Annotated in this window: 23 protein-coding genes; 14 read left to right on the top strand and 9 right to left on the bottom strand. The window is 69.2% G+C overall.

Translation table 11 applies throughout. The features are described 5' to 3' along the window. Window positions 1–58: 58 nt before the first annotated feature. The gene (locus WI697_RS06760; protein ID WP_062760934.1) at window positions 59–1,345 is read right to left on the bottom strand and encodes a TRAP transporter large permease; all 1,287 of its coding nucleotides are present in this window, start codon (window positions 1,343–1,345) and stop codon (window positions 59–61) included. Then, window positions 1,342–1,857 carry a TRAP transporter small permease subunit gene (locus WI697_RS06765; protein ID WP_345957914.1) on the bottom strand — a complete coding sequence of 172 codons (516 nt, stop codon included), beginning with the start codon at window positions 1,855–1,857 and terminating at the stop codon, window positions 1,342–1,344. The genes WI697_RS06760 and WI697_RS06765 overlap by 4 nt, the downstream gene beginning before the upstream one ends. Before the next feature lie 220 nt (window positions 1,858–2,077). Between WI697_RS06765 and WI697_RS06770 the strand changes: the two genes are divergently transcribed. The 8 genes from WI697_RS06770 (at window position 2,078) to WI697_RS06805 (ending at window position 9,907) form a co-directional block, all read left to right on the top strand. Continuing rightward, complete coding sequence (locus WI697_RS06770; protein ID WP_345957915.1) at window positions 2,078–2,764, top strand: GntR family transcriptional regulator; 687 nt, start codon at window positions 2,078–2,080, stop codon at window positions 2,762–2,764. 58 nt (window positions 2,765–2,822) lie between these two features. Then, window positions 2,823–3,638 (top strand): enoyl-CoA hydratase-related protein, encoded by an 816-nt coding sequence (locus tag WI697_RS06775; RefSeq protein WP_345957916.1) that lies wholly within the window; start codon window positions 2,823–2,825, stop codon window positions 3,636–3,638. A gap of 44 nt (window positions 3,639–3,682) precedes the next feature. Beyond that, window positions 3,683–5,218 (top strand): AMP-binding protein, encoded by a 1,536-nt coding sequence (locus WI697_RS06780; RefSeq protein WP_345957917.1) that lies wholly within the window; start codon window positions 3,683–3,685, stop codon window positions 5,216–5,218. Between the two features lie 125 nt (window positions 5,219–5,343). After that, complete coding sequence (locus WI697_RS06785; protein ID WP_345957918.1) at window positions 5,344–6,537, top strand: MlaE family ABC transporter permease; 1,194 nt, start codon at window positions 5,344–5,346, stop codon at window positions 6,535–6,537. A 4-nt stretch (window positions 6,538–6,541) separates the two neighbouring features. Then, window positions 6,542–7,393 (top strand): ABC transporter ATP-binding protein, encoded by an 852-nt coding sequence (locus tag WI697_RS06790; RefSeq protein WP_062760946.1) that lies wholly within the window; start codon window positions 6,542–6,544, stop codon window positions 7,391–7,393. A gap of 18 nt (window positions 7,394–7,411) precedes the next feature. After that, on the top strand, window positions 7,412–8,410 hold the full coding sequence (locus tag WI697_RS06795) for an MlaD family protein (protein WP_345957919.1): 999 nt from the start codon (window positions 7,412–7,414) through the stop codon (window positions 8,408–8,410). Further along, a complete protein-coding gene (locus WI697_RS06800; RefSeq protein WP_014744916.1) occupies window positions 8,403–9,074 on the top strand; it encodes an ABC-type transport auxiliary lipoprotein family protein in 672 nt (223 codons plus the stop codon). The genes WI697_RS06795 and WI697_RS06800 overlap by 8 nt, the downstream gene beginning before the upstream one ends. Window positions 9,075–9,112: 38 nt before the next feature. After that, the gene (locus WI697_RS06805; RefSeq protein ID WP_062760952.1) at window positions 9,113–9,907 is read left to right on the top strand and encodes a prepilin peptidase; all 795 of its coding nucleotides are present in this window, start codon (window positions 9,113–9,115) and stop codon (window positions 9,905–9,907) included. A 9-nt stretch (window positions 9,908–9,916) separates the two neighbouring features. Here the strand turns inward: WI697_RS06805 and WI697_RS06810 are convergent, their stop codons facing one another. Next, on the bottom strand, window positions 9,917–10,654 hold the full coding sequence (locus tag WI697_RS06810; protein WP_296711899.1) for an HAD family hydrolase: 738 nt from the start codon (window positions 10,652–10,654) through the stop codon (window positions 9,917–9,919). Window positions 10,655–10,872: 218 nt separating this feature from the next. On the opposite strand from WI697_RS06810, the gene WI697_RS06815 reads away from it, so the two are divergent. After that, entirely contained in the window at window positions 10,873–12,150 is a 1,278-nt protein-coding gene (locus WI697_RS06815; RefSeq protein ID WP_345957920.1) for an MFS transporter, read from the top strand. A gap of 20 nt (window positions 12,151–12,170) precedes the next feature. Here the strand turns inward: WI697_RS06815 and WI697_RS06820 are convergent, their stop codons facing one another. Further along, window positions 12,171–13,025 (bottom strand): universal stress protein, encoded by an 855-nt coding sequence (locus tag WI697_RS06820; RefSeq protein WP_051045321.1) that lies wholly within the window; start codon window positions 13,023–13,025, stop codon window positions 12,171–12,173. A gap of 515 nt (window positions 13,026–13,540) precedes the next feature. On the opposite strand from WI697_RS06820, the gene WI697_RS06825 reads away from it, so the two are divergent. The 4 genes from WI697_RS06825 to WI697_RS06840 all read left to right on the top strand — a co-directional run bounded on the left by WI697_RS06825 (window position 13,541) and on the right by WI697_RS06840 (window position 17,593). Then, the gene (locus WI697_RS06825; protein WP_296711889.1) at window positions 13,541–14,716 is read left to right on the top strand and encodes an extracellular solute-binding protein; all 1,176 of its coding nucleotides are present in this window, start codon (window positions 13,541–13,543) and stop codon (window positions 14,714–14,716) included. An 81-nt stretch (window positions 14,717–14,797) separates the two neighbouring features. Then, entirely contained in the window at window positions 14,798–15,895 is a 1,098-nt protein-coding gene (locus tag WI697_RS06830; protein ID WP_062760958.1) for an ABC transporter ATP-binding protein, read from the top strand. Beyond that, entirely contained in the window at window positions 15,888–16,772 is an 885-nt protein-coding gene (locus tag WI697_RS06835) for an ABC transporter permease (RefSeq protein ID WP_041604866.1), read from the top strand. Before WI697_RS06830 ends, WI697_RS06835 begins: the two co-directional genes overlap by 8 nt. Then, the gene (locus WI697_RS06840) at window positions 16,769–17,593 is read left to right on the top strand and encodes an ABC transporter permease (RefSeq protein ID WP_345957921.1); all 825 of its coding nucleotides are present in this window, start codon (window positions 16,769–16,771) and stop codon (window positions 17,591–17,593) included. The genes WI697_RS06835 and WI697_RS06840 overlap by 4 nt, the downstream gene beginning before the upstream one ends. A gap of 26 nt (window positions 17,594–17,619) precedes the next feature. Here the strand turns inward: WI697_RS06840 and WI697_RS06845 are convergent, their stop codons facing one another. The 4 genes from WI697_RS06845 to WI697_RS06860 form a co-directional block, all read right to left on the bottom strand. Next, window positions 17,620–18,660 (bottom strand): alpha/beta hydrolase, encoded by a 1,041-nt coding sequence (locus WI697_RS06845; RefSeq protein ID WP_345957922.1) that lies wholly within the window; start codon window positions 18,658–18,660, stop codon window positions 17,620–17,622. Window positions 18,661–18,782: 122 nt separating this feature from the next. After that, on the bottom strand, window positions 18,783–19,583 hold the full coding sequence (locus WI697_RS06850) for an iron chelate uptake ABC transporter family permease subunit (protein ID WP_062760964.1): 801 nt from the start codon (window positions 19,581–19,583) through the stop codon (window positions 18,783–18,785). 18 nt (window positions 19,584–19,601) lie between these two features. Beyond that, the gene (locus WI697_RS06855) at window positions 19,602–20,477 is read right to left on the bottom strand and encodes a metal ABC transporter ATP-binding protein (protein ID WP_345957923.1); all 876 of its coding nucleotides are present in this window, start codon (window positions 20,475–20,477) and stop codon (window positions 19,602–19,604) included. Next, window positions 20,474–21,031: a transcriptional repressor gene (locus WI697_RS06860; RefSeq protein ID WP_345957924.1), complete on the bottom strand. Its 558-nt coding sequence runs from the start codon at window positions 21,029–21,031 to the stop codon at window positions 20,474–20,476. Before WI697_RS06860 ends, WI697_RS06855 begins: the two co-directional genes overlap by 4 nt. Before the next feature lie 109 nt (window positions 21,032–21,140). Between WI697_RS06860 and WI697_RS06865 the strand changes: the two genes are divergently transcribed. Next, entirely contained in the window at window positions 21,141–22,220 is a 1,080-nt protein-coding gene (locus tag WI697_RS06865; protein WP_345957925.1) for a zinc ABC transporter substrate-binding protein, read from the top strand. Between the two features lie 113 nt (window positions 22,221–22,333). Here WI697_RS06865 and WI697_RS06870 read toward each other — a convergent pair whose 3' ends face one another. Then, window positions 22,334–25,558 carry an efflux RND transporter permease subunit gene (locus tag WI697_RS06870; RefSeq protein WP_345957926.1) on the bottom strand — a complete coding sequence of 1,075 codons (3,225 nt, stop codon included), beginning with the start codon at window positions 25,556–25,558 and terminating at the stop codon, window positions 22,334–22,336. Between the last annotated feature and the right edge of the window lie 2 nt (window positions 25,559–25,560).

Here is a 25,560-nt window from a genome sequence, read left to right on the forward strand (position 1 = left end):
GAGTTCGACTGTCATCAGGTTTTGGGCCGGCAGTCACGGGGCCGCCGGCCGGCAGGCGTCAGCGGATGAAGCCGGTGACGAGTTCGGGGAAAAGGCAGAGCACCACGATCACCGCCGCCAGCAGCCCCATGAAGGGCAGCGTGCCGCGCACGACCTGCGAGATGCTGGTACCGGGCAGGCAGGATTTGGCGACGTACAGGCAGAGCCCGACCGGCGGCGTGATCACGGCGAAGGACATGTTCACGATCAGCACCATCGCGAACCAGACCGGGTCGAAGCCCAGCTTGATGATGGTCGGGTACACGATCGGCATGGTGATCAGGATGATCGAGGTGACCTCCAGGAACATGCCGAGCACGAAATAGGCCGCCATCAGCAGGGCGAAGACGGCCCAGCGCGACAGGCCCATATGCAGCACCCAGTCACTCAACCCCTGGGGCACGCGCAGCAGGCCCAGCAGATAGCCGAACAGCATGGCGCCGATCAGCACGAACATCACCATGCAGGAGGTGCGGGTGGCATTGACCAGCGCGGTACGAAAGGCCGGCCAGCTGAGCTTGCCCGACACGGCCGCCAGCAGCAGCGCGCCGATCACGCCCACGGCGGCCGCCTCGGTCGGCGTGGCGATGCCGGCATAGATGCTGCCGATGACCGCCACGATCAGCACCACCGTCGGGCCCGCCAGGCGGATGGAGGCCAGGCGTTCCGCCCAGGTGAAGCGCGGCCGCGGCGCGTCGGGCTCGATGCCGTGGCCGAGAGAGACGGCGACCATGATGTACAGGCAGAAGGCGGCGATGATCAGCGCCCCCGGCACCAGGCCGGCCAGGAACAGATCGGCGATCGGGGTTTCGGTCACCACGCCATAAAGGATCAGCGGCAGGCTGGGCGGGATGATCATGCCGAGCGCGCTGGAGGCGGCGACCGTGCCGGTCGACATCTCGCGCGTATAGCCGCGGCGGACCATTTCGGGGATGGCCACGCCACCGATCACCGCCGCCACACCGACGCCGGTACCGGCGACGGCGCCGAAGGCGGCACAGGCCACCACGCCGGTCATGGCAAGCCCCCCGGGCAGCCGGCCCAGCCAGCGCTCGATCGCCAGGAACAGGTCGCGGCCGATGCCGGTGAAGCTGATGATTTCGCTCATCAGAATGAACAGCGGCACCGCGGTCAGCACGAATTCCGAGGTGGCCCCCCAGCTGATGTTGGAAAGCGCGGTCAGCGCCCCCGCATCGCCGAAGGCGAGCAGCCCGGCCAGCGTCGCGCCCGACAGCGCAAAGCCGATCGGTACCGCGAAGAAGACGAAGCCCAGCAGCAGGATAAGAGCGACGACGCCACCGGTCATGACCGCACCTCGGGTGCCGCGGCGGAACCGGTCAGGCGGGTGACGGCATCCAGCGCCCCGGCAAGCGCCGACAGGGTCAGCACGGCCGCCCCCACCGGGATCGCGGCCTGCGGCAGCCAGAGCGGTGTGGCGAGCATGGTGGGGCTTTCCCAGCCGAAATCCCAGCTGTCATAGGCCATCCAGGCGCCGGTCCACGTCATGGCGGCGCCCACGGCGCTGGCGATCAGGTTGCCGAACAGCGCCAGCGCCGCCCGGCCCCGCGGGCCGGTTATCTCTTCCAGCATCTCCATGCGGACATGGCCGCCCTGGCGCAGGACCCAGCCACCGGCAAGAAAGGTGGTCGCGACCAGCAGATAGCCGCTGACCTCGTTCACCCAGATGGTCGGCCGGCCGACGACATAGCGGGCGACCACCTCGTAGAACACGAACACCGCCAGGCACATCACCAGCACGGCCGAGAGTGCAAAGGCGGCACGGGCCAGGCGGTCGGCGCCGGCCAGGATCACTTTCATGAAGGTCCTCCCCGAGGGATCGCCGCCGGTTCGCCCGGCCGGCTTCGTGATGAACATCAGTGTAGGCGGCGCCGATCAAAGTGTATATACTTTTCTAAATACGGGATGCATTGCACTGCAAAAGGAATACTGTTGCGCCGCACCCGAAGCCGCGACACTTTGGACGACTGCACCCTAGAATGTGCAGACGCATGCACCCGCAAACCGGATCCGGGACCCGATGACCGAGCAGACCAGCCCACGCCGCCCCACGATCGCGGAAAGCGTTCAGAAGCGCCTGGCCGACGACATCCTGTCGGGCGAGCTGCCGCCAGGTTCCGTCATCGAGGAAACCCATCTGGCCGACCGCTATGGCGTCTCCCGCACGCCGGTGCGCGAGGCGGTGCGGCGGCTGGCCGAAAGCGGGCTGATCGAGACCCGCCCCCGTCAGCGGGCCGTGGTCGCCCGGCCGACCATGTCGTCGGTGCTGGAAATGTTCGAGGTGATGGCCGAGCTGGAAGGGCTCTGCGCCCGCCTCGCCGCCCGCCGGATCACCGAGCGCGGCCGCGCCGCCCTGCAGCAGGCCTGCGCCGACGCCCATGCCCAGGCGGTGAAGGGCGATGTGAACGCCTATTACGAGGTCAACGAGCGCTTCCACGAGCTGATCTACGAAGCCGCCCACAATCGCTATCTGGAACAGGAAACCCGCCGACTGCGCGACCGGCTGCGGCCCTATCGCCTGCATCAGGGCCGCAGCCCCGGCCGGCTCGGCCGGTCTGACGACGAGCATGGCGAGGTGATGGCCGCGATCCTGGCCGGAGAGGCCGACCGCGCCGCCGATCTGATGCGCGCCCATGTCGTCATCCAGGGCGATGTGCTGCGCGACTTCATTCTTCGCCCGCCGCCCGGCCTTGCCGAGACCGGCTGAGTTTTCGCTCGACCCGGACGTCACACCCCTCAGGATCCCCTCCCCGGAAGGCAGACAGATGACCGACCAGACCCAGGCCGCCGACACCCCGGCGGTCACGCTTTCCCTCGACCGCGGCGTTGCCGTGCTGGAAATCCGCAACCCGGCCAAGCGCAATGCCGTCAGCTACGGCATGTGGGTGGCGATGGCAGAGCATCTGGCCGGGCTGCGCGACATGAAGCCGGGCGAGCTGCACGCCGTGGTCGTCCGCGGCCATGGCGAGCGCGCCTTCGTGTCGGGCGCCGATCTCAGCGAGTTCAACGAGGCCCGGTCGGGCACCGAGGGGCCGAAGCGGTACGATGCGGCGGTGGAAGCCGCCTCGGCGGCGCTGGAAGCGATGCCGGTGCCGACCATCGCGCTGATCCACGGCGCCTGCATCGGCGCCGGCATGGGTGTCGCGCTGGCCTGCGATCTGCGCTATGCCGACGAGCGCGCGACCTTCGGCATTCCGGCCGCCCGGCTCGGCATCGGCTATCATGAAACCGGCGTCCGCCGGCTGGTCGATGCGATCGGCGCCGCCCCCGCCCGCGAATTGCTGATGACCGCAAAGCGCTACGACGCCGCCGCGGCAAAGGCGATGGGGCTGGTGAATGCCGTGCTGCCCGTCGACGCGCTCGACGGCCATGTCGAGGCGATCCTCGACACGCTGCGCGAAAACGCGCCGCTGTCGATCCGGGCGTCGAAATACTCGGTCCGCGCCGCCACCCGCCCCGAGGACGCCGCCGCCGTCACCGCCGCCCGCATGGCGATCGCCGCCTGCAATGGCAGCGCCGACTATGCCGAGGGTCTGGCCGCGCTGACCGAGCGCCGCGCGCCCGCCTTCACCGGCAACTGATACCCCCAGCCTTCACCCGCATCACCACCGGAAGCCCTCAGCCGATGACCCCGACCCTGCACGCCCTGATCGATGCGGGCCTTGCCCGCAGCCCCGACGCCATCGCCATCCGGACCGGCGATGGCGGCACGGTGACCGCGCGGGCGCTTGGGGTACGGGCGCAGGGCTTCGCCTCCGCCCTGGCCGCGGCCGGGGTGCAGCCCGGCGACCGGGTGGCGGTGCGGGTGGAGAAGAGCGTCGATGCCATCGCCCTCTTCCTCGGCACGCTGCGGGCGGGCGCGGTGTTCCTGCCGCTCAACACCGCCTACACCCCGGCCGAACTCGGCCCCCTGCTCGCGGATGCCGCCCCCCGGATCTTCGTCACCGACCCGGCGGCGGTCGATCAATGCCGCGCGGCAATCCCCGAGGGCGCCGCGCTTCGCACCCTCGGCACCCGGGGCGAGGGCGACCTCGCCGCCGCGGCCGATGCCGCCATCGCGGGCGGCGTGACGGCACCGGCACCCGATCTCGGGCCTGACGATCCGGCGGCCATGCTCTACACCTCGGGCACCACCGGCCGGCCCAAGGGCGCGCTGCTCAGCCACGACAACCTGCGCAGCAATGTCGAGACGCTCTGCACCGCCTGGGGCATGACCTCGTCCGACGTGCTGCTGCATGCCCTGCCGCTGTTTCATGCCCATGGCCTCTTCGTCGCCGCTGGCACCATCCTTGCCGCCGGCGGCAGCATGATCCTGCTGCCGCGCTTCGACGCGGAGACGGTCCGGGCCCGTCTGCCGGAAGCGACGGTGTTCATGGGCGTGCCCACCTTCTATGCCCGGCTGCTCGACCTGCCGGGTTTCGGGGCCGCCGACTGTCCGAAGCTCCGGCTCGCCACCGCCGGTTCCGCCCCGCTCGGCCCCGATCTGTTTCGCCGCTTCCAGACCGCGACCGGCCATGCCATCCTCGAACGCTATGGCGCGACCGAGATGAGCATCGTGGTGTCCAACCCGCTCGACGGCGAGCGCCGCCCGGGCAGCATCGGCTATCCCCTGCCCGGCATCGAGGCGCGAATCGCCGACGCCGGCGACATGCCCCTGCCGGCCGGCGAGACCGGCGAGCTGCAGATCCGCGGGCCGGCGGTGTTCCGCGGCTATTGGCGCCGCCCCGAAGCGACCGCCGAGGCCTTCACCGCCGACGGCTTCTTCCGCACCGGTGATCTCGCCCGCGCCGACGCCGACGGCCGGCTGTCCATCGTCGGCCGGTCCAAAGACCTGATCATCACCGGTGGGTACAATGTCTACCCCCGCGAAGTAGAAATCCTGCTCGACGACATGGAGGGGGTGGGCGAAAGCGCGGTGATCGGCCTGCCCCATGCCGATTTCGGCGAGGCGGTGACGGCGGTGGTGGAGCCGGCCCAGGGAGCCCCGCGGCCGGAAGAGGCCCGGATTCTGCCGGCCCTGCGCGCCGGCCTCGCCGCCTATAAGTGTCCGAAGCGGGTGCTGGTGGTCGACCGGCTGCCGCGCAACACCATGGGCAAGATCGAAAAGGCGCGACTGCGGAGCGAGCATGCCGGGCTTTACACTGCGGCGCAAAAAAAGTGATGTGTGGCGCATCCGGACAGTCCGATCCCGTGTAACATGATTGAGTCACGTCGCGCCGGCTTGGCCTTCCACCCGGAAACCGACTAAGTTGGCGCGGATGTGAGGCAATCAGCCGGGAGAGGTGCATGCCGACAGGCGCCGGACCGCGTCGATCCGACGCTTCCGACATCACACAGACCAATTCGCCCGAGACCCGTTGGCCCGAGGCAAGCTGGACCGACGGCCCCCACGGGCGCAGGCTGGTGGTCCGCGGCGACTGGACGACCGCAAGGCTCGACCGGATCGAGCGGATCCGGCGGGGCAAGGAACCGCCGGCCGGCGAGATCGATATCGGCGACGTCACCGCCATGGACGCCAATGGCGGGCTGATGCTGCTGACCCTCGCCGGTGTCTCGGAAGCCCCTGAAGAAACCGACGGCAGGCTGGCAGTCGCCGGCGGCGACGACCGCCATCGCGACCTGCTGAAGACCTTGATGCCGGCGGCCTCGGTCGATTGCGGCACCCGCCGCCGTGCCGGCGGCTTCCTCGGCATGGTCGAAACCCTGGGCCGCGCCACGATCGGGGCGTTCAAGGAAGCGCGCGACCTGGTGGCCTTCATCGGCCTGGTGACCATCGCGCTGCTGCGCACCGTCTTCCAGCCAAGGCGGATGCGCTGGACGGCGCTGGTCAGCCATATCGAGCGTACCGGCCTCGATGCCATGCCGATCGTGGGCCTGCTGGGCTTTCTGATCGGCGTGGTGCTGGCCTATCAGGGTGCAGACCAGCTCCGCCAGTTCGGCGCCGAGATCTTCACCGTCAATCTGGTCGGCGTCGGCGTGCTGCGCGAAATGGGCATCCTGTTGACGGCGATCATCGTCGCCGGCCGCTCGGGTAGTGCCTTCACCGCCGAGATCGGCTCGATGACGCTGAATGAAGAGGTCGATGCGATCCGCACGCTGGGCCTCGACCCGGTCGACCTGCTGGTGATGCCGCGCATGCTGGCGCTGATGATCACCCTGCCGCTGCTCACCTTCTTCGCCGACATGATGGGCATCTTCGGCGGCGCGGTGATGGCGCTGCTCGCCCTCGACATCTCGTTTTCGCAGTATTTCCGCCAGCTCGGCACGGCGATCACGCTGACCACCTTCCTGGTCGGCATGGTCAAGGCGCCGATCTTCGCGGCCATGATCGCGGTGATCGGATGCTTCCAGGGCCTCCGGGTCGGCCGCTCGGCGGCGGCCGTCGGCCGGGCGACCACCGCCTCGGTGGTCGAAGGCGTGTTCGTGGTGATCCTGCTCGACGCGCTGTTCTCGGTCCTTTTCTCGATCCTGGGGGTGTGAGGACATGACCGGTTCGACACGCAAGCCATCCGGGGAACCCATCGTTGAGGTCGACGGTCTGGTGACCCGCTTCGGCAGCACCGTCATCCACGATCATCTGAGCTTCACCGTCGATCGCGGCGAGATCATGGGCGTGGTCGGCGGCTCGGGCTCGGGCAAGTCGGTGATGCTGCGGACCATCCTGGGCCTGATCCATCCGGCCGAGGGCCGCATCCGCCTGCTGGGCGAAGAGATCACCGGCTCCGACGACGCCGCGCGCAGCCGCCGCCAGCGGCGCATGGGCATGCTGTTCCAGGACGGCGCGCTGTTCAGCCAGCTGACCATCGCGGAGAACGTCGCCATGCCGCTGATCGAACATGCCAATGTCCGGGCCGACACCGCGCACCGGCTCGCGATCGAGAAGCTGGTGCTCGTGGGCCTCAAGCCGGGGGATGGCGGCAAACTGCCCTCGGAACTTTCGGGCGGCATGCGCAAGCGCGCCGGCCTTGCCCGGGCGCTGGCGCTCGACCCCGAGCTTCTCCTGCTCGACGAGCCGACCGCCGGCCTCGATCCGATTTCGGCCGAGGGCTTCGACCAGCTGATCCTGGACCTCAACCATGCGCTGGGGGTGACCGTCATGCTGGTCACCCACGACCTCGACACCCTGCACGCCATCTGCGACCGGGTCGCAGCGCTCGTCGACAAGCAGATCCGCATCGCGCCGATCGACGAGCTTGCCCGCGACCCGCATCCATGGCTGCAATCCTATTTCGGCGGGCCGCGCGGCCGCGCCGCGCTCAGGGCGACGGAGATGCCGCGGGCCACCGCCGGCAATCCCCCGACCGATGCGCGGCCGGATGCGCCGCCGGCCCGTTGAACACCGGGGACGACACCGATGGAAACCCGTGCCAATCATCTGATCGTCGGCAGCTTCGTGCTGGTCCTGCTCATCGGCCTCGTGGGCTTCGTGCTCTGGGTGGCAGGCAGCCGCTCCGACCAGTCCTATACCCAGTACGACATCTTCTTCGCCCAGGCGATCACCGGCCTCAGGACCGGCGATCCGGTCAGCTATCGGGGCATTCCGGTGGGGCAGATCTCCTCGATCCGCATCGCGCCCCAGAACCCGGATTACATCCTGGTCACCGCCGACATCGCCGAGACCACGCCGATCGGTCCCAATACCGTGGCGACCCTCGCCCTGCAGGGCATCACCGGCGGCGCCTATATCCTGCTCGACACCGATGATTCCGGTGCGCTCTCGGCCACCGGCGTGCGGGCCGAAAGCCCGAGCGGTCATCGGGTGATCCCGTCCAAGGCCTCGCGGATCGACCAGATCATCGCCGGCGCCCCCGATCTGATCTCGCGCGCCATCACCCTGCTCGATCAGGCCAACGAGGTCTTCGGGCCCGAAAACCGGGCGATGATCACCGCCACCCTGTCGGATCTGAAGACGGTGAGCGGCGCGATCGCGCAGAACCCCGAACGGCTCGACAAGGTCATGGCCGATGCCGAGGCGACGGTCACCGCCGCCCGCGCGGCTGCCGAGCGCTTCGACGGCATGATGACGAAGCTTGAAGGCACCGCCGGCAATCTCGACAGTCAGCTGAGCCGGACGCTCACCGAGTTGCGGACCACCGTCGGCAATGTCGATCAGGGGGCAACACAGCTGCTCACCGAACTGCGCGGCACCAACCGCAACCTCAACAGCCTGATCGACGAAAACCGCACGCCGATCAATGACTTTACGTCCAACGGCCTCTATGAACTGACGGCGCTGCTGGCCGAGGCCCGCAGCCTCGTCACCACCTTGAACAGCCTCGCCGTGCAGATCGAGCGCGACCCGCAGCGCTTCCTGCTCGGCGGCCAGCAACAGGGATACACCCCCGGTGACTGACGCGACCGCACCCCAGATCAACCGTCGCGCCGTGTTGCGGACCGGCATGCTCGCCGCCACCGCGGCGCTCGTCCTCTCCGCCTGCTCGCCGGGCTCGCTGCTGCTCGGCGATCCGCCGCAGCTCTATCGTCTGACGGCGCCCGAACAGATCCCGGGGGTGGCGACCGGCGGCCCGGACTGGCAGCTGTCGGTCGAACGGCCCACGGCCTCCGCCGCCCTCGACACCTCGCGGGTGGTGTTGCAGCGCGGACGGTCCGAGATCGGCTATTTCGCCAAGGCCAACTGGACGGACCGCACCACCGGCATGATGCAGTCCCTGATGGTCGATGCCTTCCTGAATGCCCGCTCGCATGTCTCGGTGGCGCCGGCCTCGGTCGGGCTCAGGCCCGATTTCACGCTCCAGTCGGAACTGCTGAACTATCAGGCGCAGTACCCGGCCGAAGGCGCGGGCGCACCGGTGATCCGGCTGGAGGTCAATACCCGGCTGGTCACCATGCCCGACCGGCGGATCGTGGCCCAGAAGCGGTTCGAGATCCGCCAGCCGGCCGTGACCGACGGCGTGCAGCCGGTGATCAACGCCTTCGACGCCGCGACGGACCGGTTCCTGCAGGAGCTGGTGGTCTGGGCGATCGATGCCGGCACGGCGGCCCTGCCGCCACGCTGAACGATGCCGATGATGTAGCCTGTGATGGGGAGGTGGCGATGAGCGGCATGATCCAGGGCCTGGTTCCGACGCTCGCCGCTGCCGCGGGTGGCTGGGGCCTTGCCCGCTATGCCATCGCCGCCGCCATCGCCCGCAATGAAGGCCGCGCCGGCCCCGTCAGATCGCGCGTCGATCATCTCCGCCGCCTGATCACCCGCGGCCGCCGCGCCACCACGGCCGAAGAGGATGCCGAGGCCTGGCGGCATCAGCGGAACCGGCAGGATGCAGGGGCGATCGCACCCGAGGCAGACGGCTTCGGCTGGACGCCGCCGGCTGCCCCCGGCCGTGCCGCCCTGGGCGCCGGGCTGCTCGCCGCCCTGGCGGTTCTGGTCGGCCTGCTGATCGGATCTCCCGCACCGCCTGCACAGGTCGCGATCCTTGCCGCCGGCTGTGCTGCGCTCGGCGCGGCCGATCTGCTCCAGGGCCGCCTGCCCGATCCGCTGACCTGGGGGCTGCTGATCCTGGGCCTGCTCGCCTCTCCCGATGATGCCGCACTGGGCGAGCGCGCGCTTGCCGCAGCCGCGGGCTTCGGCGGCATGTGGCTGGTCGCCATGGCCTATCGCCTGGGGCGCGGGCGCGACGGCATCGGCATGGGGGATGTGAAACTGGCGGCCGCCGGCGGCGCCTGGCTGGGCGCGGCGCTGCCCTGGGGGCTGGCGCTGGGGGCCGCACTCACCGTCGCCCTGGCGGGGCTGCTCGCGGTCAAGGTCTCGGCCGACCGCCGCCTGCCTTTCGGCCCGGGGCTTGCGGCCGGGATGGTGATCCTGTTTCTGGCGGCCCCCGCCCTCGGGTGAGCCGACCGCTCAGCCGGCCGCGAGCTTCGGGACCAGCCCGGTCACGTCCTCAAGCCGGTCCAGCACCAGATCGGCGGCCGCGGCAACCGTGGGGTCGATGCGCGCCCCGCCCTTCACCACCACGGCAAGTCCCGCGCCACCCGCCCGCGCCAGGGCGACGTCGTGCAGGCTGTCGCCCACCACGGCCACAACCGAAGCCGGCCGGCCGATCGTGGCGGCAAAGGCGGTCAGCATGCCCGGCCCGGGCTTGGCGCCATGGCCGCTGTCATAGCCGGCGACGAAATCCAGATGGGCGTGCAGCCCGCACTGGGCGACCAGGGCCTCGGCCCCTGCGGCGCTGTCATTGGTGGCGATGCCGAGCCGCAGGCCGCCGGCGCGCAATGCGCCGAACAGTGCCGGCAGATCGCAGACCGGCTGGGCCGCGCCGGCGCCGAAGCTTACGAACATGCGGTCGATCTCTCGCGACAGCCGCAGCGCATCGGGCTGGCCGGGCAGGAAGGGCGACCAGGCCCGCGCCAGGCTGATGCTGTCGCCCATGGCAAACAGGGATCCGGGCAGCACCCGGTCGGTTTCGGGGTCGTGGCCGGCCGCTTCAAGCAGGCGATGAGCCAGACGGAGATCGCCCCGCGCCAGACGCTCGGCGACCCGGCGATTGACAGGGCCCCAGCTGGCATCGAAATCGACCAGCGTGCCGTCCTTGTCGAACAGGATCGCCTCGATCCTGGGCCGTTCCGCCCCGATGGTCATGGCAGCTGCCCTCTCCCCCCTGGTTCCCGTCCTGGTTCCCGTCCTGACGCCGGACCATGCCCGAGCCGGGCGGCGGGATCAAGCCTGCGTCCTGCGCATGGCTGCGGGCCGCCCCCGTCACCGGGCTTGCGATCCCCGCCATGGCCGGCCCACAATCCCGGGGCATACCTGCCCGGGCGTGACCGTCCGGCACCAACCGCTCCCGGACCCACGCCCCCATGGCCCGCAACCGGCTGAAGCCGCTTTTCCGTGCGCTCGCCGCACCCGCCTATCGCCAGTATACGATCGGCAATGCCACCTCGCTGATCGGCATGTGGGTGCAGCGCCTCGCCATCGGCTGGATGGCCTGGAAGCTGACGGGGTCCGGCGCCTGGCTGGGCGTGCTCGCCATGTGCGAGCTGCTGCCGACGGTGATCCTGAGCCCCGCGGTCGGCGCACTGGCCGATCGGCTGGACCGACGCCGGCTGATCATCGCAACCCAGGGCCTGATGCTGGTCCAGTCGCTGACCGCCTTCACCCTGGTGGCGACCGGGCTGATCACCATCGGCTGGCTGGTGGCGCTGGGTCTGGTGCTGGGCGTGGTCACGGCCTTCGGTCAGCCGGCACGTCTGGCGCTGGTGCCTGAGCTGGTGCCGCGCGACGATCTGCCCGCCGCGGTCGCGCTGAATGCCAGCCTCTTTAACCTGGCGCGCTTCCTGGGCCCGGCGATCGCCGCCCCGCTGCTGGCGCTGGAGGACGGCACGGCCGCTTTCGCCGCCTATCCGCTGACGCTGATCCTGTTCCTGGTGCAGCTGATCCGCCTGCGCGTGCCGGTGGCGGAAGATGCCGGCAGCGGCCGCGCGCGCACCGCCACCCGCCCCGGGCTGATCGCCGATTTCCGCGACGGTCTGGCCTTCGCCCTGCGCCATGGCGGCATCGGCCCGCTGCTCGCCCTGCTCTGTTTCGCCAGCCTCGGCGCCCGCGCTTTGCCCGAGATCCTGCCGGCCCTGGCCGATGGCCATTTCGGTGCCGGCGCCGGCGGATATGCCGCCTTCACCGCCGCCATCGGCATCGGCGCGCTGGCGGCAGGGCTGTGGATGGCGATTGGCGCAGGCGAACGACGCCTGGTTCAGGTGGCGGTGGTGGCCACCGCCCTCGGCGCCGCCGGTACGGCGCTGTCGGCCCTTGCCCCCACCGAACCGGTGGCGATCGCCCTGCTGACCCTGGTCGGCTTTGCCATCACCTCGAACGGCATCTCGATCCAGACCCTGCTGCAGCTGCATGCGCCGCCCGACCGCCGGGGCCGGGTGATCGGGCTTTATCTCGTCGTCATGCGCGGCGTGCCGGCGCTGGGCGCGCTCGCCATCGGCAGCGCCGCCGATCTGGTCGGCATCACCCTGCCCCTGCTCGCGGCCGCCCTGATCGCGGCGGCAGGGGCCGCATACGCCTGGACCCGCCTGCCGCGGATCGAGGCCGGCCTTGCAGAAAGTGCCGCATCGGGCCGGAGCGAGGGCTGAGCCTCGCCCCGGTTCCGACATCAATGCGCGAACAGCACCGGCAGCGGCGAGCGGTGCAGCAGGTCGTTGGTGACGCCGCCGAAGATCATCTGCCGGAAGCGGCTCTGGGTATAGGCACCCTTCACGATCAGGTCGGCGCCCATGGCATGGGCCTCGGCGATGATCACCTCGGCGACGCTGCGGTCGCCCTCGTCCAGCGTGCGCGCGCCGGCGGCGACGCCGTTGCGGGCCAGATGCCGCGCCAGTTCCTCGGCCGAGGGGCCGGGCACCATGCCGCCCTTCACCGCCAGCACCAGCACCTCGTCGGCGGTGGTCAGCCAGGGCATCGCCATGGCCACGCATTGCGCGGTCTCGGTGCTGCCGTTCCAGGCGACCAGCACCTTGCGGCCCAGCTCGGCGCGCGGGGCCTGCGGGGTGACCAGAACCGGCCGGCCGCCATCGAACAGCACCGCCTCGGCGGTCACCCGCCAGAGGTCGCGCGCCGGATCGTCGGGGCGGGCGACGATGGTCAGATCGAAGACCCGCGACTGATGGCCGACCACCTCGGCTTCCTGGCCCGAAAGCTCGCGCCAGGATGCGGTCGGGCAGCCGAGTGCGGCACCGCCGGCATCGATCTCGGCCTTCTGAATGCCCAGCCGGGTGACCGTCTCCTCATAGACCTTGCGCACCCGCTCGGCCATGTTCTGCCAGCGATTGCCCATCTCGACCAGATAGTCCGACGGGATGACCAGGCCGTCACCGGCCAGGATCTGCGGGTCGTGGCGGATCAGCAGGGCTTCGATATGGCTCTTGAAATGCTGCGCGACGGAATGGGCGGTCTCGAGCGCCACGGCGTCGCCATCGTCGCCATGCATGGGGACCAGTATCGTCTTCATCGGCCGGCTTCCCTCGTTCCAAGGTGTCAGACGCTCCGGGACCCCGGAACGTCCGGTGTCGCGCGCCGGAGCCCTGGCACCGCAGATGCACGATCCGCGCGGCGGGCCGCAGGCTCCGGAGCCGAAGTTTAGCGCCCGGACCGGCCCCGCGCCACGGCGGAAGCCGAAATTCGCCGCGGTGTCACGGATCGATACCGGGTCGTCAAAAAAGCGACACGCAATCGGATTATGGTGCGCCAGATCAGGGAGCGGGACGGACGTCTGACGCAACCGGGAGCAGCCACCACCACAGGTGGTGCGGTCCCGACTTTGCGAATGATCGGTGACGTGCGATGCTATCGGGCGCAGCGTACGGCGTTTCGGGGAGCGGGAGAGCCGGCCTACACCGGCAGTCCGTCGACGGGAGATCTGCACCGGTCGCGACGTCACCCTCCGCAGCCCCTGCCTGAGAAGCCCTCCGGGTCGGGCGATACGCCCCGGTGCCGGATCCAGACTGCGTTCGAGAGGAGCCGACGATGACCGACAAGGTCGATGCCAACTCCGTGGCGGCCGGGACCGCCGCCGCGGCCCGTGCCTTCACCCGCCGCGGCCTGCTCAAGGCCTCGGCTCTCGGCGGCGCCGCCCTCGCCCTCACGGGCCCGGCGATCCTGAACCCGGCCCGCGCGGCGGGTGGCGAGGTCCGGATCTTCGCCTGGGCCGGCTATGTCACCGACGAGATGCTGGACGCCTTCAAGTCGGCCACCGGCATCACCCCGGTGCGCACCGAATACGGCACCAATGACGAGCTGCTGAACCAGCTCCGCGCCAGCCAGGGCGGCGGTTTCGACATCATCTGGCCGACCGTCGACCGCGTGCCCAACTATGTCGAGTTCGAGCTGGTGCAGCCGATCGACGAGGGCAAGGTCGCCTTCGACCGCCTGCTGCCCGCCACCATTTCGGGCTCGGCCGGCATGGGCGGCGTGATCGGCGGCAAGCGCTATATCGTGCCGGTCGACTGGGGCACCGAGGCGCTGACCTTCCACAAGCAGCAGGCGCCGCTGGAATACGGCAAGGCCAGCTTCGGCGATCTGTGGAAGCCGGACTTCGCCGGCAAGGTCACCGTCCGCGCCCATTCGGCCCTGGCCGGCCTGGGTCTCTGGCTCGAATCCGAAGGCAAGCTGCCCGCGCCCTATCGCGACAGCTTCAAGGACGAGGCCACGATGACGAAGAACTACGACGTCATCATCGCCGAGGCCATCAAGCACAAGAAGAATGTCGGCCAGTTCTGGAGCAACGAAAACGAGGCCCAGGGCGCCTTCCGCGCCAATGGCTGCGTGATCGGCCAGACCTGGGATTCGTCGTCGCTGGCCCTGTCCAAGGAAGGCCTGCCCTTCGGCTATGTGGCGCCCAAGGAAGGCGCGCTGGCCTGGATGGAAGGCGTGTGCCTCACCTCGAAGGCGCCGAACCTCGACAACGCCTATGCCTTCATCAATTGGCTGCTGACCCCGGAAGCGGGCGCGATGCTGGCCAACCACATGGGCTACAACTCCACCGTCAAGGGCGCCGACGCGCTGCTGACGCCCGAGAACAAGGCCTTCTTCGCCGCCGCCTATCCGGGCGACGCGCTGGACAAGCTGTGGTGGTGGCCGGTGCAGGAAAGCTGGTTCGTCGCCAAGCGCAACGGCTATCAGGACCAGTTCCTGTCCGCCTGAGCCGGAACGGCCTGAAGCGGCGCCCCCGGGCCCGGGGGCGCCGCTTTCGGAGTCCACCCACCGGAGACGAAACGGCATCCCATGAGCCACGGCGTCACCCTTGAACACGTCACCATGCGCTTCGGCGCCGGCCCCGCGGCCGTCGACGACGTCGACCTGACCATTGCCCCCGGCCATTTCTTCTCGATCCTGGGCCCCTCGGGCTGTGGCAAGACCACGCTGCTGCGCATGATCGGCGGGTTCCTGGAGCCGACCTCCGGCCGGGTGCTGATCGGTGGCCGCGACATGGCCGGCCAGCGGCCCGAACAGCGGCCGACCGCCATGATCTTCCAGAACCTGGCGCTGTTCCCGCTGATGACCGTGGCCGAGAATATCGGCTTCGGCCTGGAAGTCCGCGGCATCGCCGCGGCCGAGCGTCGCAAGCGGGTCGAGAAGCTGCTCGACGTCATCGCCCTGCCCGGCATCGCCGACAAGAAGGTCACCGACCTCTCGGGCGGTCAGCGTCAGCGCGTCGCCATCGCCCGCGCGCTGGCAGTGGAGCCGCAGGTGCTGCTGCTCGACGAGCCGCTTTCGGCGCTGGATCTGAAGCTGCGCCAGCACATGCGGGCGGAACTTCGCGCCCTGCAGCAGCGCACCGGCGTCACCTTCATCTACATCACCCATGATCAGGGCGAGGCGCTGGCCATGTCCGACGAGGTGGCGGTGATGAGCGCCGGCCGCGTCCAGCAGGTCGCGGCCCCGGCCGAACTCTACGACCGGCCGCGCACCGCCTTCGTCGCGGGCTTCGTGGGCGAGGCCAACCGCATCGCCGGCCGGGTGACCGGCATGGACGGCAACGAGGCGGTGGTCGACACCGCCTTCGGCCCGATGGCCGGCATCGCGCCCGCGCCGCTGAAGGCCGGCCAGCCGGCCGCCCTGTTCGTGCGCCCCGAACGCATGCGCCTGACCGCCGCCGAGGGGCTCTCCGCCATCGGCGCCCTGCCGGCGGTGGTGACCGATCAGCGCTTCGAAGGCGCCTTTCTGCATCTGGTCGCCCGGCCCGAAGGCCATGGCCCGGGGCTGCCGGCCGAATTTCTGGCCCAGCTGGTCAATGACGGCAATCTGCCGCCGCTGGCGCCGGGTGTGCGCATCGGCCTCGCCTTCGGGCCGCAGGATGCGGTGGTGCTGGCCGATGGGTGACATGATCCGCCGGCGCGGCCCGGCCCTCGCCTTCGCCATTCTGGGGATCAGCGCGGTCTGGGTGCTGATCCTGGTGGTGCTGCCGCAGCTCTGGATGCTGGACTATTCGCTGCGCCCCAACCTGCCGCCCTCGAAGGTCGGCGGGCCGGAGGACATCCGCAGCTTTGCCAACTATGCCGCGCTGTTCTCGAACCAGATCCATTTCGCCATCTTCATCAAGACGATCTGGGCGAGCGCGCTGGTCACCCTGCTGACCCTGGTCGCCTGCTACCCCATCGCCTATTACCTGGCCCAGGTCGCCACCCGCAGGCGGGCGGCGACCGTGATGCTGATCCTGATCATTCCGTTCTGGATCAACGAGGTGCTGCGTACTTTCGCCTGGTACATCATCCTGGCGCTGAACGGGCCGCTGAACGGCCTTCTGCTCGGCCTCGGCGTCATCGATCAGCCGGTGCGCTGGATCGACGGCAACGGCGCGGTGCTGGTCGGCATGGTCTATGCTTATGTGCTGTTCATGGTCTTCCCGATCTACAACGCGATCGAAAGCCTGGACCGGGCACAGATCGAAGCCGCCCGCGATCTGGGGGCCGGCTGGCCGCGCATCCACCGCCGGGTGGTGATCCCCCATGCCAAGCCGGGCATCGCCACCGGCTGCATCATGACCTTCATGCTCGCCGCCGGCTCCTATGCCGTGCCGGCCCTGCTCGGCTCGCCCGGCAGCCGCTGGTTCACCCAGATCATCTATGACTGGTTCTTCGAGGGTGGCAACTGGCATATGGGCGCTGCCTATGCCTTCGTGCTGCTGCTGATCTGCATGGGCTTCATCATGATCATGATGCGGGTGTTCAAGGTCGGCGTGGGAGACATCGCAAGATGAGCACCGGAACCGCCACCGGCGAAGACCGTCTGGGCCGCATGATGATGCGGCTCTATCTGGGCCTGTTTCTGTTCTACCTCTTCCTGCCGCTGATCGTGATGGGGGCGGCCACCTTCAACGACAGCCGCCTGCCCACCATCACCCCCTGGGCCGGCACCACGCTCAAATGGTTCGACGCCCTGTGGTCCGACAGGCAGATGTGGGAAGGGCTGACCACCAGCCTGCTGGCCGCGGCCGGCGTGGTCGCGGTCACGGTGCCGGTCGGCACCGCCGCAGCCCTGCTGCTCGACGGGCTGCGCGGGCGGGCGCGCAGCTTCGGCTTCGCGCTGATGGTCTCCCCCCTGCTGACGCCGGGCGTGATCATCGGCATCTCGACCCTGGTCTTCTGGCGTCAGGTCGAGGTCGGCGGCGGGCTGTTCCTGATCATCGTCGCCCAGTCCACCTATATCGCGGCCTATGTGATGCTGATGGTCCAGGCGCGGCTGCAGCGCTTCGACCGCGGGCTGGAGGAAGCCGCGCGCGATCTGGGGGCCAGCCCCTGGACCTCGTTCCGCCGCATCACCCTGCCCTTTCTGGCGCCGACCATGCTGGCCGCCGCCTTCATCGCCTTCCTGCAGAGCTTCGAGAACTACAACACCACCCTGTTCGTGCGCGGCTTCGATACGCCGCTCACCGTCTATATCGCCAGCAAGGTGCGCACCGGTGTCACCCCCGCGGTCAATGCGCTGGGGCTGATCCTGATCGCGCTCACCATTCTGGGCGCGGTGATCTGGGAACTGAACCGCCGGCGGGCCGCGAAGCGCATCGCCCCCGCCGGCTGATCGCCCGTCCCGACCCCGACCCGCCCCTACCCCAGCCGCCACCAGCCCGGGCGGCGGCTGCGGTTCGGGATGTCCTCGTCCAGCGCGCCGGTCATCACATGCAGCATGTCGGCACGTACCACGGCATTGTTGCGGAAATACTGGTGGCCGGTCGGGTCGTCCTCCCAGGCGCGATCCCCGGTCAGATTGCGCAGAATGGCCGGCGAGACGTTGATCGCGGCAATCTTGGCCGGCAGGGTGTCGGGCCTGAGCGGACCCGACTGGCCCAGCCGGTCGGGATTGCCCATCGCCACATCGCTCGCCTTCAGCGCCAGATCCTGCTGATTGTAATAGACCGTCACCCGGCGGCAGCCGCGCAGCAGCGGCGCCAGTTTTTTCGGCGCAGTCAGGGTGTCGTCGTCCTCGTCCGCGGCCGTCAGGATCACCTCGTCGAACAGCGGCGGAATGTTGTCGCCGACGAAGGTGCGCATATGGCCGATGCCCCCACGCAGCACCCAGTTGCCCATGCTGTGGGCCAGAAGGTGGATCCGCGCGGTGCACACCGCCCCGGGATCCCCCGCTCCGCCCGGGCCGGCGCGCAGGAAATCGGCGGCCTTGAGCAGCAGCCGGCCGAGCGCCGGGCCCGACATCTGCGCCCGGCCGCGCTCGTCCCGATAGGTGCGGCCGCTGACCCCGCGGCCGAGCGACGGCCAGGCGAACAGAACCATCACCATGTCCCGCCCGCCATCGGCCAGCCATTGCTGGATCTGCACGGCCCGCCCCAGCGACTCGCGGAAGCTGTGATTGTAACCATGCACAAACAACAGCACATCGCGATTGCCGGAAACGGCCTGGCGAATGGCGGCGAAGGCATCGGTGCTGCCCAGGCGATTGCGGGCCAGATTCTCGGGCCGGATCGTCACCTCGGCACTGGCGGCGACCGCGTCCAGCGGCGCGCGATAAAGCGCGGATCCGTCGAAGCTTGCGGTGCCGAAGCGCAGCTCGTCCGGGTCGTCGTTGAAGCTCTCCGAAAACACCGTCTTCGGTGCCGGTTTGCGGTTGGTCGCGAAATGGATCATGGTCGCCATCAGCCTCGCCCCTCTCCCTGTCGGCCGTGATGGAAGAGAGGTTCAGATCGGCGCACATAAAAATCAAGACGTGTGGTGTTGCCGCATGCCGAACGTCAGGGTGGTGCGGCGCGCCTTGGGGGCTATGGCGCCACCAGCCGCTGCGGCAGCAGGGTGACCAGGCCGAAGATCATGGCCGCCGCCACCACCACGGCGGGCCCCGACGGCAGATCCCAGAGCAGCGAGGCGCCCAGCCCCAGCGTCACCGCCACGGCGCCGGTCAGGGCCGCAATCACTGCCATCGCCTCAGGGGTTGGCGCCAGCCGCCGCGCGGCGGCGGCCGGGATGACCAGCAGCGACGTCACCAGCAGCACGCCGACGATCTTCATGGCGAGTGCGATCACCAGCGCGATCAGCGCCATGAAGGCCAGTTGCACGCCCAGCACCGGCACGCCCTCCACCCGGGCCAGATCCTCGTCGACGGTGATGGTCAGCAGCCGGCGCCAGAGCAGCGCCAGCACCGCCAGCACGGCGGCGCCGCCCAGCCAGATCGACCAGAGATCGCCGCCATGGATCGCCAGGATATCGCCGAACAGATAGGCCATCAGGTCGACCCGCGGATTGCCGGCCAGCGCCATGGCGACCAGCCCCAGCGACAGCGCCGAATGGGCCAGGATGCCCAGCAGCGTGTCTTCGGCCAGGGCCTGGCGACGCTTCATCATCACCAGCAGCACCGCGACCGACAGGCAGGCGATCACGATGCCCGGCCCGAAGCCGAGCCCGGTGACGGTGCCGAGCGTGATGCCGAGCAGCGCCGAATGGGCCAGCGTGTCGCCGAAATAGGCCATGCGCCGCCAGACCACGAAACAGCCGAGCGGCCCCATCACCAGGGCGAGACCGATGCCGCCGGCAAGCGCCCGGAGCAGGAATGCGTCGAAGATCATCGGGGGGACAGGGTCCGGTCAGTGGTGATGGTGGTGGCCGGCGGCAGCGTGATCATGCGGTACCTCGTCCGGCCCGCAGCCTGCGGTACACCCCCCGGGCCCGTGGACATGGTCGTGCACATGATCATGGGCGTGGTGATAGGGCGCCAGCGCATCCGCCCCCAGCGGCCCGAACAGGGCAAGGAAGGCCGGGTCGCGGCTGACGTCGTCGGGGTGGCCCGAACAGCAGACATGGCCGTTCAGGCACAGCACATGGTCGGTCGCCGACATCACCAGATGCAGATCATGGCTGACCATCAGGATGCCGCAACCGCGCCGGTCGCGGATCGCCCGCAGTGTGCGGTAGAAGGCGATCTGGCCGGGCATGTCCAGATGGGCCGCCGCCTCGTCCAGCACCAGCAGATCGGGCTGCTGCAACAGGGCGCGAGCGAGCATCACCCGCTTGGCCTCGCCCCCCGACAGCTTGTGGAAGGACCGGGTCTCCAGGCCTTCCGCCCCGGCTTCGGCCAGGGCCTCGGCGATCTCGGACGCCCTGGGCCGGCTGCCATGGACATCGGCGAGCGTCATGAAGCGCCGCGCGGTCAGCGGCAGGGTGCGATCTACGGCGAGCGATTGCGGCACATAACCGATCCGCAGCCCCGGCCGCCGCACCACCGTGCCGGCCGACGGCGCCACCAGGCCGAGCGCCGCCTTGACCAGCGTCGACTTGCCGGCCCCGTTGGGGCCGATCAGGGTGACGATCCGCCCCGGGGCGATGGCAAGGTCGATGCCGTCCAGCAGCCGGCGGCCGTCGCGCTCGACCAGCAGGTTGCGGATCTCAACCAGCGGCGGCCCTGAGGGCCTGGTCGCCGGGCGGCTGTCGCGGCTGTCCGACATCAGGCCGACCGCGGTCATGCGGCATCCCCTTCGCCGGCCGCGGTGGTGCAGGCGGGGCAAAGCCCGTGCAGCTCCACCATCTGCCGCTTCAGCGTGAAGCCGGCCGCCCTGGCCAGCGCCGCCAGGCGGTCGCTGGTGCCGGCATCGGTCACCTCGGCCACGCGGCCGCAGGCATCGCAGATCAGGAACTGGCCGGCATGGCTGCGCCCGGCCAGACCGCAGCCGACAAAGGCGTTCATCGACTCGATCCGATGCACCAGCCCCTGTTCCAGCAGGAAATCCAGCGCCCGATAGACCGTGGGCGGTGCGGCGCCGCTGCGCTCGTCCTTCAGCCGGTCGAGCACGTCATAGGCGCGCACCGGCTCGTGCCCCTCCAGCACCAGCTCCAGCACCCGGCGGCGCAGATCGGTCAGCCGCGCGCCATTGGCCGCACAGATCCGCTCCGCCGCATCCAGCGCGGTGGCGACACAGGCGTGATGATCATGGTCGCCCTGCGGAAAAGCCTCCGCCGCGCCCTCGGCGGGTGCGGGATGCGGGCTGGCATGGGCGTGGTCGTGAGCGTGATTGGCCATCTTGCGCTACGCTATAACATTCCGTACTCTGCGGGTTCAGTGAGTTATGTTATATCGATGCCCGGATCATTGCCAGCCCGGGCAGATCCAAGGAGGGCCTATGCAAGGCATGACGGGTGTGCAGGCAACCGCGGTAGCGGCCCTGCTGCTGGCCGGAACCGCCCTTGGTGGTGCGTCTTCGGCACGGGCTGACGTGCCGGTGGTTGTGGCGACGATCAAGCCGCTGCACGCGCTGGCGGCCGGCGTGATGGCCGGTGTGGGCACGCCCGACCTGCTGGTCCAGGGCGCCGCCAGCCCGCATGACTATGCGCTGAAGCCCTCTGATGCCCGCCTGCTCGACCGGGCCGGCGTGGTGATCTGGGCCGGCCCCGGGGTCGAAAGCTTCATGCCCCGGATCGTCGACGGTCTGGCCGGCAAGGCCCGCACGCTCGCCATGATCGACGCGCCGGGGGTGAAGCCCCTGCCGATCCGCGAAGGCGGGGTCTGGGAACCGCATGAGCACGCCCATGGTGATCACGACGATCATGATCATGAAGAGCATGGGCATGAAGAGCATGGGCATGCCGACGACGGGCATGACCATGACGACCATGCCCACGACGACCATGGGCACGACGACCACGGGCACGACGACCATGGGCACGGGGATCACGACCATGATCACGGCGCCATGGACGGCCATGTCTGGCTGTCGCCGGCCAATGCCCGCGCGATGGTGGCTGAAATCGCCCATGTGCTGGCCGAAGCCGATCCGGAGCATGCCGCGCGCTATCGCGACAACGCCGCTGCCTATGATGCGCGTCTGGCAAAGCTGGACCAGACAGTCACGGCCGAACTGGCGCCGGTCAAAACGCGGCCCTTCATCGTCTTCCACGATGCCTATCAGTATTTCGAAACCGCCTATGGCCTGGCCGGCGTCGGCTCGGTGACCCTCAATCCGGAGCAGCCGCCGGGTGCGCGCCGTATCACCGAGCTGCGCCAGCGGATCACCGATGGCGGCGTCGCCTGCGTCTTCGCAGAACCGCAATTCGATCCGCGCCTGGTGAAGACGCTGACCGAGGGCACATCGGCCAAAAGCGCCGTGCTCGACCCGGTCGGCGCCGATCTCACCCCCGGCCCCGACGCCTATCCGGAACTGATCACCGCTCTTGCGCGTTCCATGACCGACTGCCTCGCCCCCGGCGCCTGAAGCGCCGGGTGGGAGCAGTCGGTTCCTGACGCTTCCGCTTCTGCTCCGCCTGAGCAGCGACTGGCCCCGCCTTCCCTTCGGAAGGCGGGGCCTCTTTCGTCGGTCTCCGGTCTTCAGCCGTGATCATGTCCGCCATGCTCGCGGGCCGCCTGGTTCTCGGCCTGGACGGTCGCCTTCACCTCGGTGCGCGGCACCCGGAACCACAGCGCATAGATGGCCGGCAGCGCCAGCAGGGTCAGCACGGTGGCACCCATCAGCCCGCCCATGATGGTCAGCGCCAGGGGCCCCCAGAACACGCTGTGCGACAACGGGATCATGCCCAGAATGGCGGCCAGCGCCGTCAGCACCACCGGCCGGGAGCGGCGCACCGTGGCATCGACGATCGCCTGGGCGCGGCTGTGTCCGGCGCGGACATCGGCCTCGATCTGGTCGATCAGGATCACCGTGTTGCGCATGATCATGCCGGCGAGCGCGATCAGCCCCAGCAGGGCGACGAAGCCGAAGGGCTGGTTGGTCGCCAGCAGCGCCCCCACCGCACCGATCAGCCCCAGCGGTGCGGTCAGGATCACCAGGATGAGCCGCGAGAACGACTGCAGCTGAACCATCAGGATGGTGAGCATCACGATCAGCATCACCGGCATCACCGCCGCGATCGCCTTGTTGGCCTTGGCGCTCTCTTCGATCGAGCCACCGGTGTCGATCCGGTAGCCGGCCGGCAGCTCCGCCTTCAGCCCGGCCAGGGCCGGCAGCAGTTCATTGGTGACGTCGGGCGGCTGGACGCCATCGATCACGTCGCCGCGCACCGTCAGCACGATCTCGCGGTTGCGGCGCCAGATGATCGGCTCTTCGAAGACATAGTCGATGCGCACCACCTGATCCAGCGGCACCGGCACGCCGTCGCGGGTGGCGATCGTCAGCCCCGCCAGATGGTCCAGATCCAGCCGTTCCTCGGGCACCGCCCGGGCGACGACGTCGATCAGATCATTGCCCTCGCGATACTGGGTGATGGTGTAGCCGTCGAGCAGGGTGCGCAGCGATTCCGAAATGTCGGCCGGCGTCATGCCCAGCGCCCGGGCGCGATCCTGATCCACCACCAGCCGCAGGCTTTTCTGCTGCTCGTTCCAGTTCAGATGCGGGTCGACGACCTTGTCATTCTGCAGCATCACATCGCGGACCCGATAGGCGATCTCGCGCACCTTCAGCGGGTCGTCGCCCACCACCCGGAACTGGACCGGGAAACCCACCGGCGGGCCGAAGACGAAGCGGTCGACGCGGGCCCGCGCCTGGGTGACGGCGCCCTCTTCGATCGCCTTGTCGAGCCGCGCCTTCACCCGTTCCCGCGCCTCGGTGTCGCGGGTCAGGATCACGATCTGGGCGAAAGCGGTGTTGGGCAGCACCGGGTTCAGGCCCAGCCAGAAGCGCGGCGAGCCCTGGCCGACATAGGTGGTGTACGAGAGGATGTCCTCGTCGCCGACCAGCAGCCGTTCCGCCGTGCGCGCGGCGGCATCGGTCACCCCGATCGCCGTGCCCTCGGGCATGCGCAGTTCGAAGAACAGTTCCGGCCGGGTCGATGTCGGGAAGAACTGCTGCTGCACCATGCCGGTGCCGACGATCGAGGCCGCGAACATGCCGACCGTCAGCAGGATGACGATGATCCGGTGACCGACGCACCAGCCGATCATCCGGCGCAGAATGCGATAGATCCGGGTGTCGTAAACCGCATCCGGGTCGTGATGGGCACCCTTCTTCTTCGAGAAATCGGGCAAGAGCTTGTAGCCCAGATAGGGCGTGAAGATCACCGCCACGAACCAGGACGCGATCAGCGCAATGCCCACCACCCAGAAGATCGCGCCGGCATATTCGCCCGAGCTGGATTTGGCGAAACCGACCGGCAGAAAGCCCGCGGCGGTGACCAGCGTGCCGGTCAGCATCGGGAAGGCGGTGGAGGTCCAGGCGAAGGTGGCGGCGCGCGCCCGGCTCCAGCCCTGTTCCATCTTCACCACCATCATCTCGATGGCGATGATCGCATCATCGACCAGCAGGCCGAGCGCGATGATCAGCGCCCCCAGAGAGATGCGGTGCAGGTCCATGTCAATCGCGAACATCACCAGGAAGACGATCGCGAGCACCAGCGGCACCGAGAAAGCGACGACGATGCCTGTGCGCAGGCCCAGCGACAGGAAGCTCACCGCCAGCACGATCACCAGCGCCTCGATGAACACCTTCACGAATTCGGCGACCGATTCATCCACCACATGCGGCTGATCGGCGATCTGGACCACATCGATGCCGACCGGCAGTTCGGCGCGGATGTCGGCCATGGCGCCGGCCAGATTTTCCCCCAGCGTCAGGATGTTGGCGCCGTCTTCCATGGCGACGCCCACACCCACCGCGGTCTTGCCGCCCTGGCGGACCAGAAAATCGGCCGGGTCTTCATAGCCGCGGCGGACATCGGCGACGTCGCCCAGCCGGAACACCCGGCCACCGGCCTGGATGGGCGTGGCGGCGATCCGCTCCACCGCATCGAAAGCCCCGGTGACGCGCAGATAGATCCGGTCGGCGGTGGTATCGACCGAGCCCGCCGGCGCCACGGCATTCTGCCGGGCGACGCTTTCGAAGATCGCCTGGGGGGTGATGCCCAGCGTCGCGATCCGGGTGTGGCTGAATTCCACCCAGACCCGCTGATCCTGGTTGCCGATCACATCGACCTTGGTGACGTCGGGCACCTTCAGCAGCCGGCTGCGCATGCCCTCGGCCACCTTTTCCAGGGCGGCCGGGTCCAGCCCGTCGGCGGTGATCATGTAGAGCGCCGAATAGACGTCGCCATATTCGTCGTTGAAGAACGGCCCCAGCACGCCCGACGGCAGGCGGTTGCGGATATCGCCCACCTTCTTGCGCACCTGATACCACAGCCCCGCCACGTCGCGCGGCGGGGTCGCATCCGAGAGCGTCACCTGCACGAAGGTGGCGCCGGGCTGGGAATAGGTGTCCAGCCGTTCGAGATGGGGCAGTTCCTGGAGCTTCTTCTCGATCTCGTCGGCGACCTGGGACTGCATCTCCAGCGTGGTCGCCCCCGGCCAGCGGGCCGAGACCACCATGGTCTTGATGGTGAACGACGGATCCTCGGCCCGGCCGAGCTGGATATAGGACCAGATCCCGCCCACACCCAGGATCAGGATCATGAACAGCACCAGCGCCCGGTGGCTGATCGCCCAGGCGGACAGGTTGAAGCGCACCGGCCCCTGATCCTGGGCAGGTGCAGCATCATGGCCAGAGGGGGAATCGTGGGTGGAGGGGGCGTCGGCACCGAAGGTGCGGTGCGGCGTCTCTTCGGACATCG

Source organism: Tistrella mobilis (assembly GCF_039634785.1).
Taxonomy (GTDB): Bacteria; Pseudomonadota; Alphaproteobacteria; order Tistrellales; family Tistrellaceae; genus Tistrella; species Tistrella mobilis.

Bases quoted from the DNA above. Each gene is read 5' to 3' on its own strand.
- WI697_RS06760 (WP_062760934.1), bottom strand. From the start codon at position 1,345: ATGACCGGTGGCGTCGTCGCTCTTATCCTGCTGCTGGGCTTCGTCTTC.
- WI697_RS06765 (WP_345957914.1), bottom strand. From the start codon at position 1,857: ATGAAAGTGATCCTGGCCGGCGCCGACCGCCTGGCCCGTGCCGCCTTT.
- WI697_RS06770 (WP_345957915.1), top strand. From the start codon at position 2,078: ATGACCGAGCAGACCAGCCCACGCCGCCCCACGATCGCGGAAAGCGTT.
- WI697_RS06775 (WP_345957916.1), top strand. From the start codon at position 2,823: ATGACCGACCAGACCCAGGCCGCCGACACCCCGGCGGTCACGCTTTCC.
- WI697_RS06780 (WP_345957917.1), top strand. From the start codon at position 3,683: ATGACCCCGACCCTGCACGCCCTGATCGATGCGGGCCTTGCCCGCAGC.
- WI697_RS06785 (WP_345957918.1), top strand. From the start codon at position 5,344: ATGCCGACAGGCGCCGGACCGCGTCGATCCGACGCTTCCGACATCACA.
- WI697_RS06790 (WP_062760946.1), top strand. From the start codon at position 6,542: ATGACCGGTTCGACACGCAAGCCATCCGGGGAACCCATCGTTGAGGTC.
- WI697_RS06795 (WP_345957919.1), top strand. From the start codon at position 7,412: ATGGAAACCCGTGCCAATCATCTGATCGTCGGCAGCTTCGTGCTGGTC.
- WI697_RS06805 (WP_062760952.1), top strand. From the start codon at position 9,113: ATGAGCGGCATGATCCAGGGCCTGGTTCCGACGCTCGCCGCTGCCGCG.
- WI697_RS06810 (WP_296711899.1), bottom strand. From the start codon at position 10,654: ATGACCATCGGGGCGGAACGGCCCAGGATCGAGGCGATCCTGTTCGAC.
- WI697_RS06815 (WP_345957920.1), top strand. From the start codon at position 10,873: ATGGCCCGCAACCGGCTGAAGCCGCTTTTCCGTGCGCTCGCCGCACCC.
- WI697_RS06820 (WP_051045321.1), bottom strand. From the start codon at position 13,025: ATGAAGACGATACTGGTCCCCATGCATGGCGACGATGGCGACGCCGTG.
- WI697_RS06825 (WP_296711889.1), top strand. From the start codon at position 13,541: ATGACCGACAAGGTCGATGCCAACTCCGTGGCGGCCGGGACCGCCGCC.
- WI697_RS06830 (WP_062760958.1), top strand. From the start codon at position 14,798: ATGAGCCACGGCGTCACCCTTGAACACGTCACCATGCGCTTCGGCGCC.
- WI697_RS06835 (WP_041604866.1), top strand. From the start codon at position 15,888: ATGGGTGACATGATCCGCCGGCGCGGCCCGGCCCTCGCCTTCGCCATT.
- WI697_RS06840 (WP_345957921.1), top strand. From the start codon at position 16,769: ATGAGCACCGGAACCGCCACCGGCGAAGACCGTCTGGGCCGCATGATG.
- WI697_RS06845 (WP_345957922.1), bottom strand. From the start codon at position 18,660: ATGGCGACCATGATCCATTTCGCGACCAACCGCAAACCGGCACCGAAG.
- WI697_RS06850 (WP_062760964.1), bottom strand. From the start codon at position 19,583: ATGATCTTCGACGCATTCCTGCTCCGGGCGCTTGCCGGCGGCATCGGT.
- WI697_RS06855 (WP_345957923.1), bottom strand. From the start codon at position 20,477: ATGACCGCGGTCGGCCTGATGTCGGACAGCCGCGACAGCCGCCCGGCG.
- WI697_RS06860 (WP_345957924.1), bottom strand. From the start codon at position 21,031: ATGGCCAATCACGCTCACGACCACGCCCATGCCAGCCCGCATCCCGCA.
- WI697_RS06865 (WP_345957925.1), top strand. From the start codon at position 21,141: ATGACGGGTGTGCAGGCAACCGCGGTAGCGGCCCTGCTGCTGGCCGGA.
- WI697_RS06870 (WP_345957926.1), bottom strand. From the start codon at position 25,558: ATGTCCGAAGAGACGCCGCACCGCACCTTCGGTGCCGACGCCCCCTCC.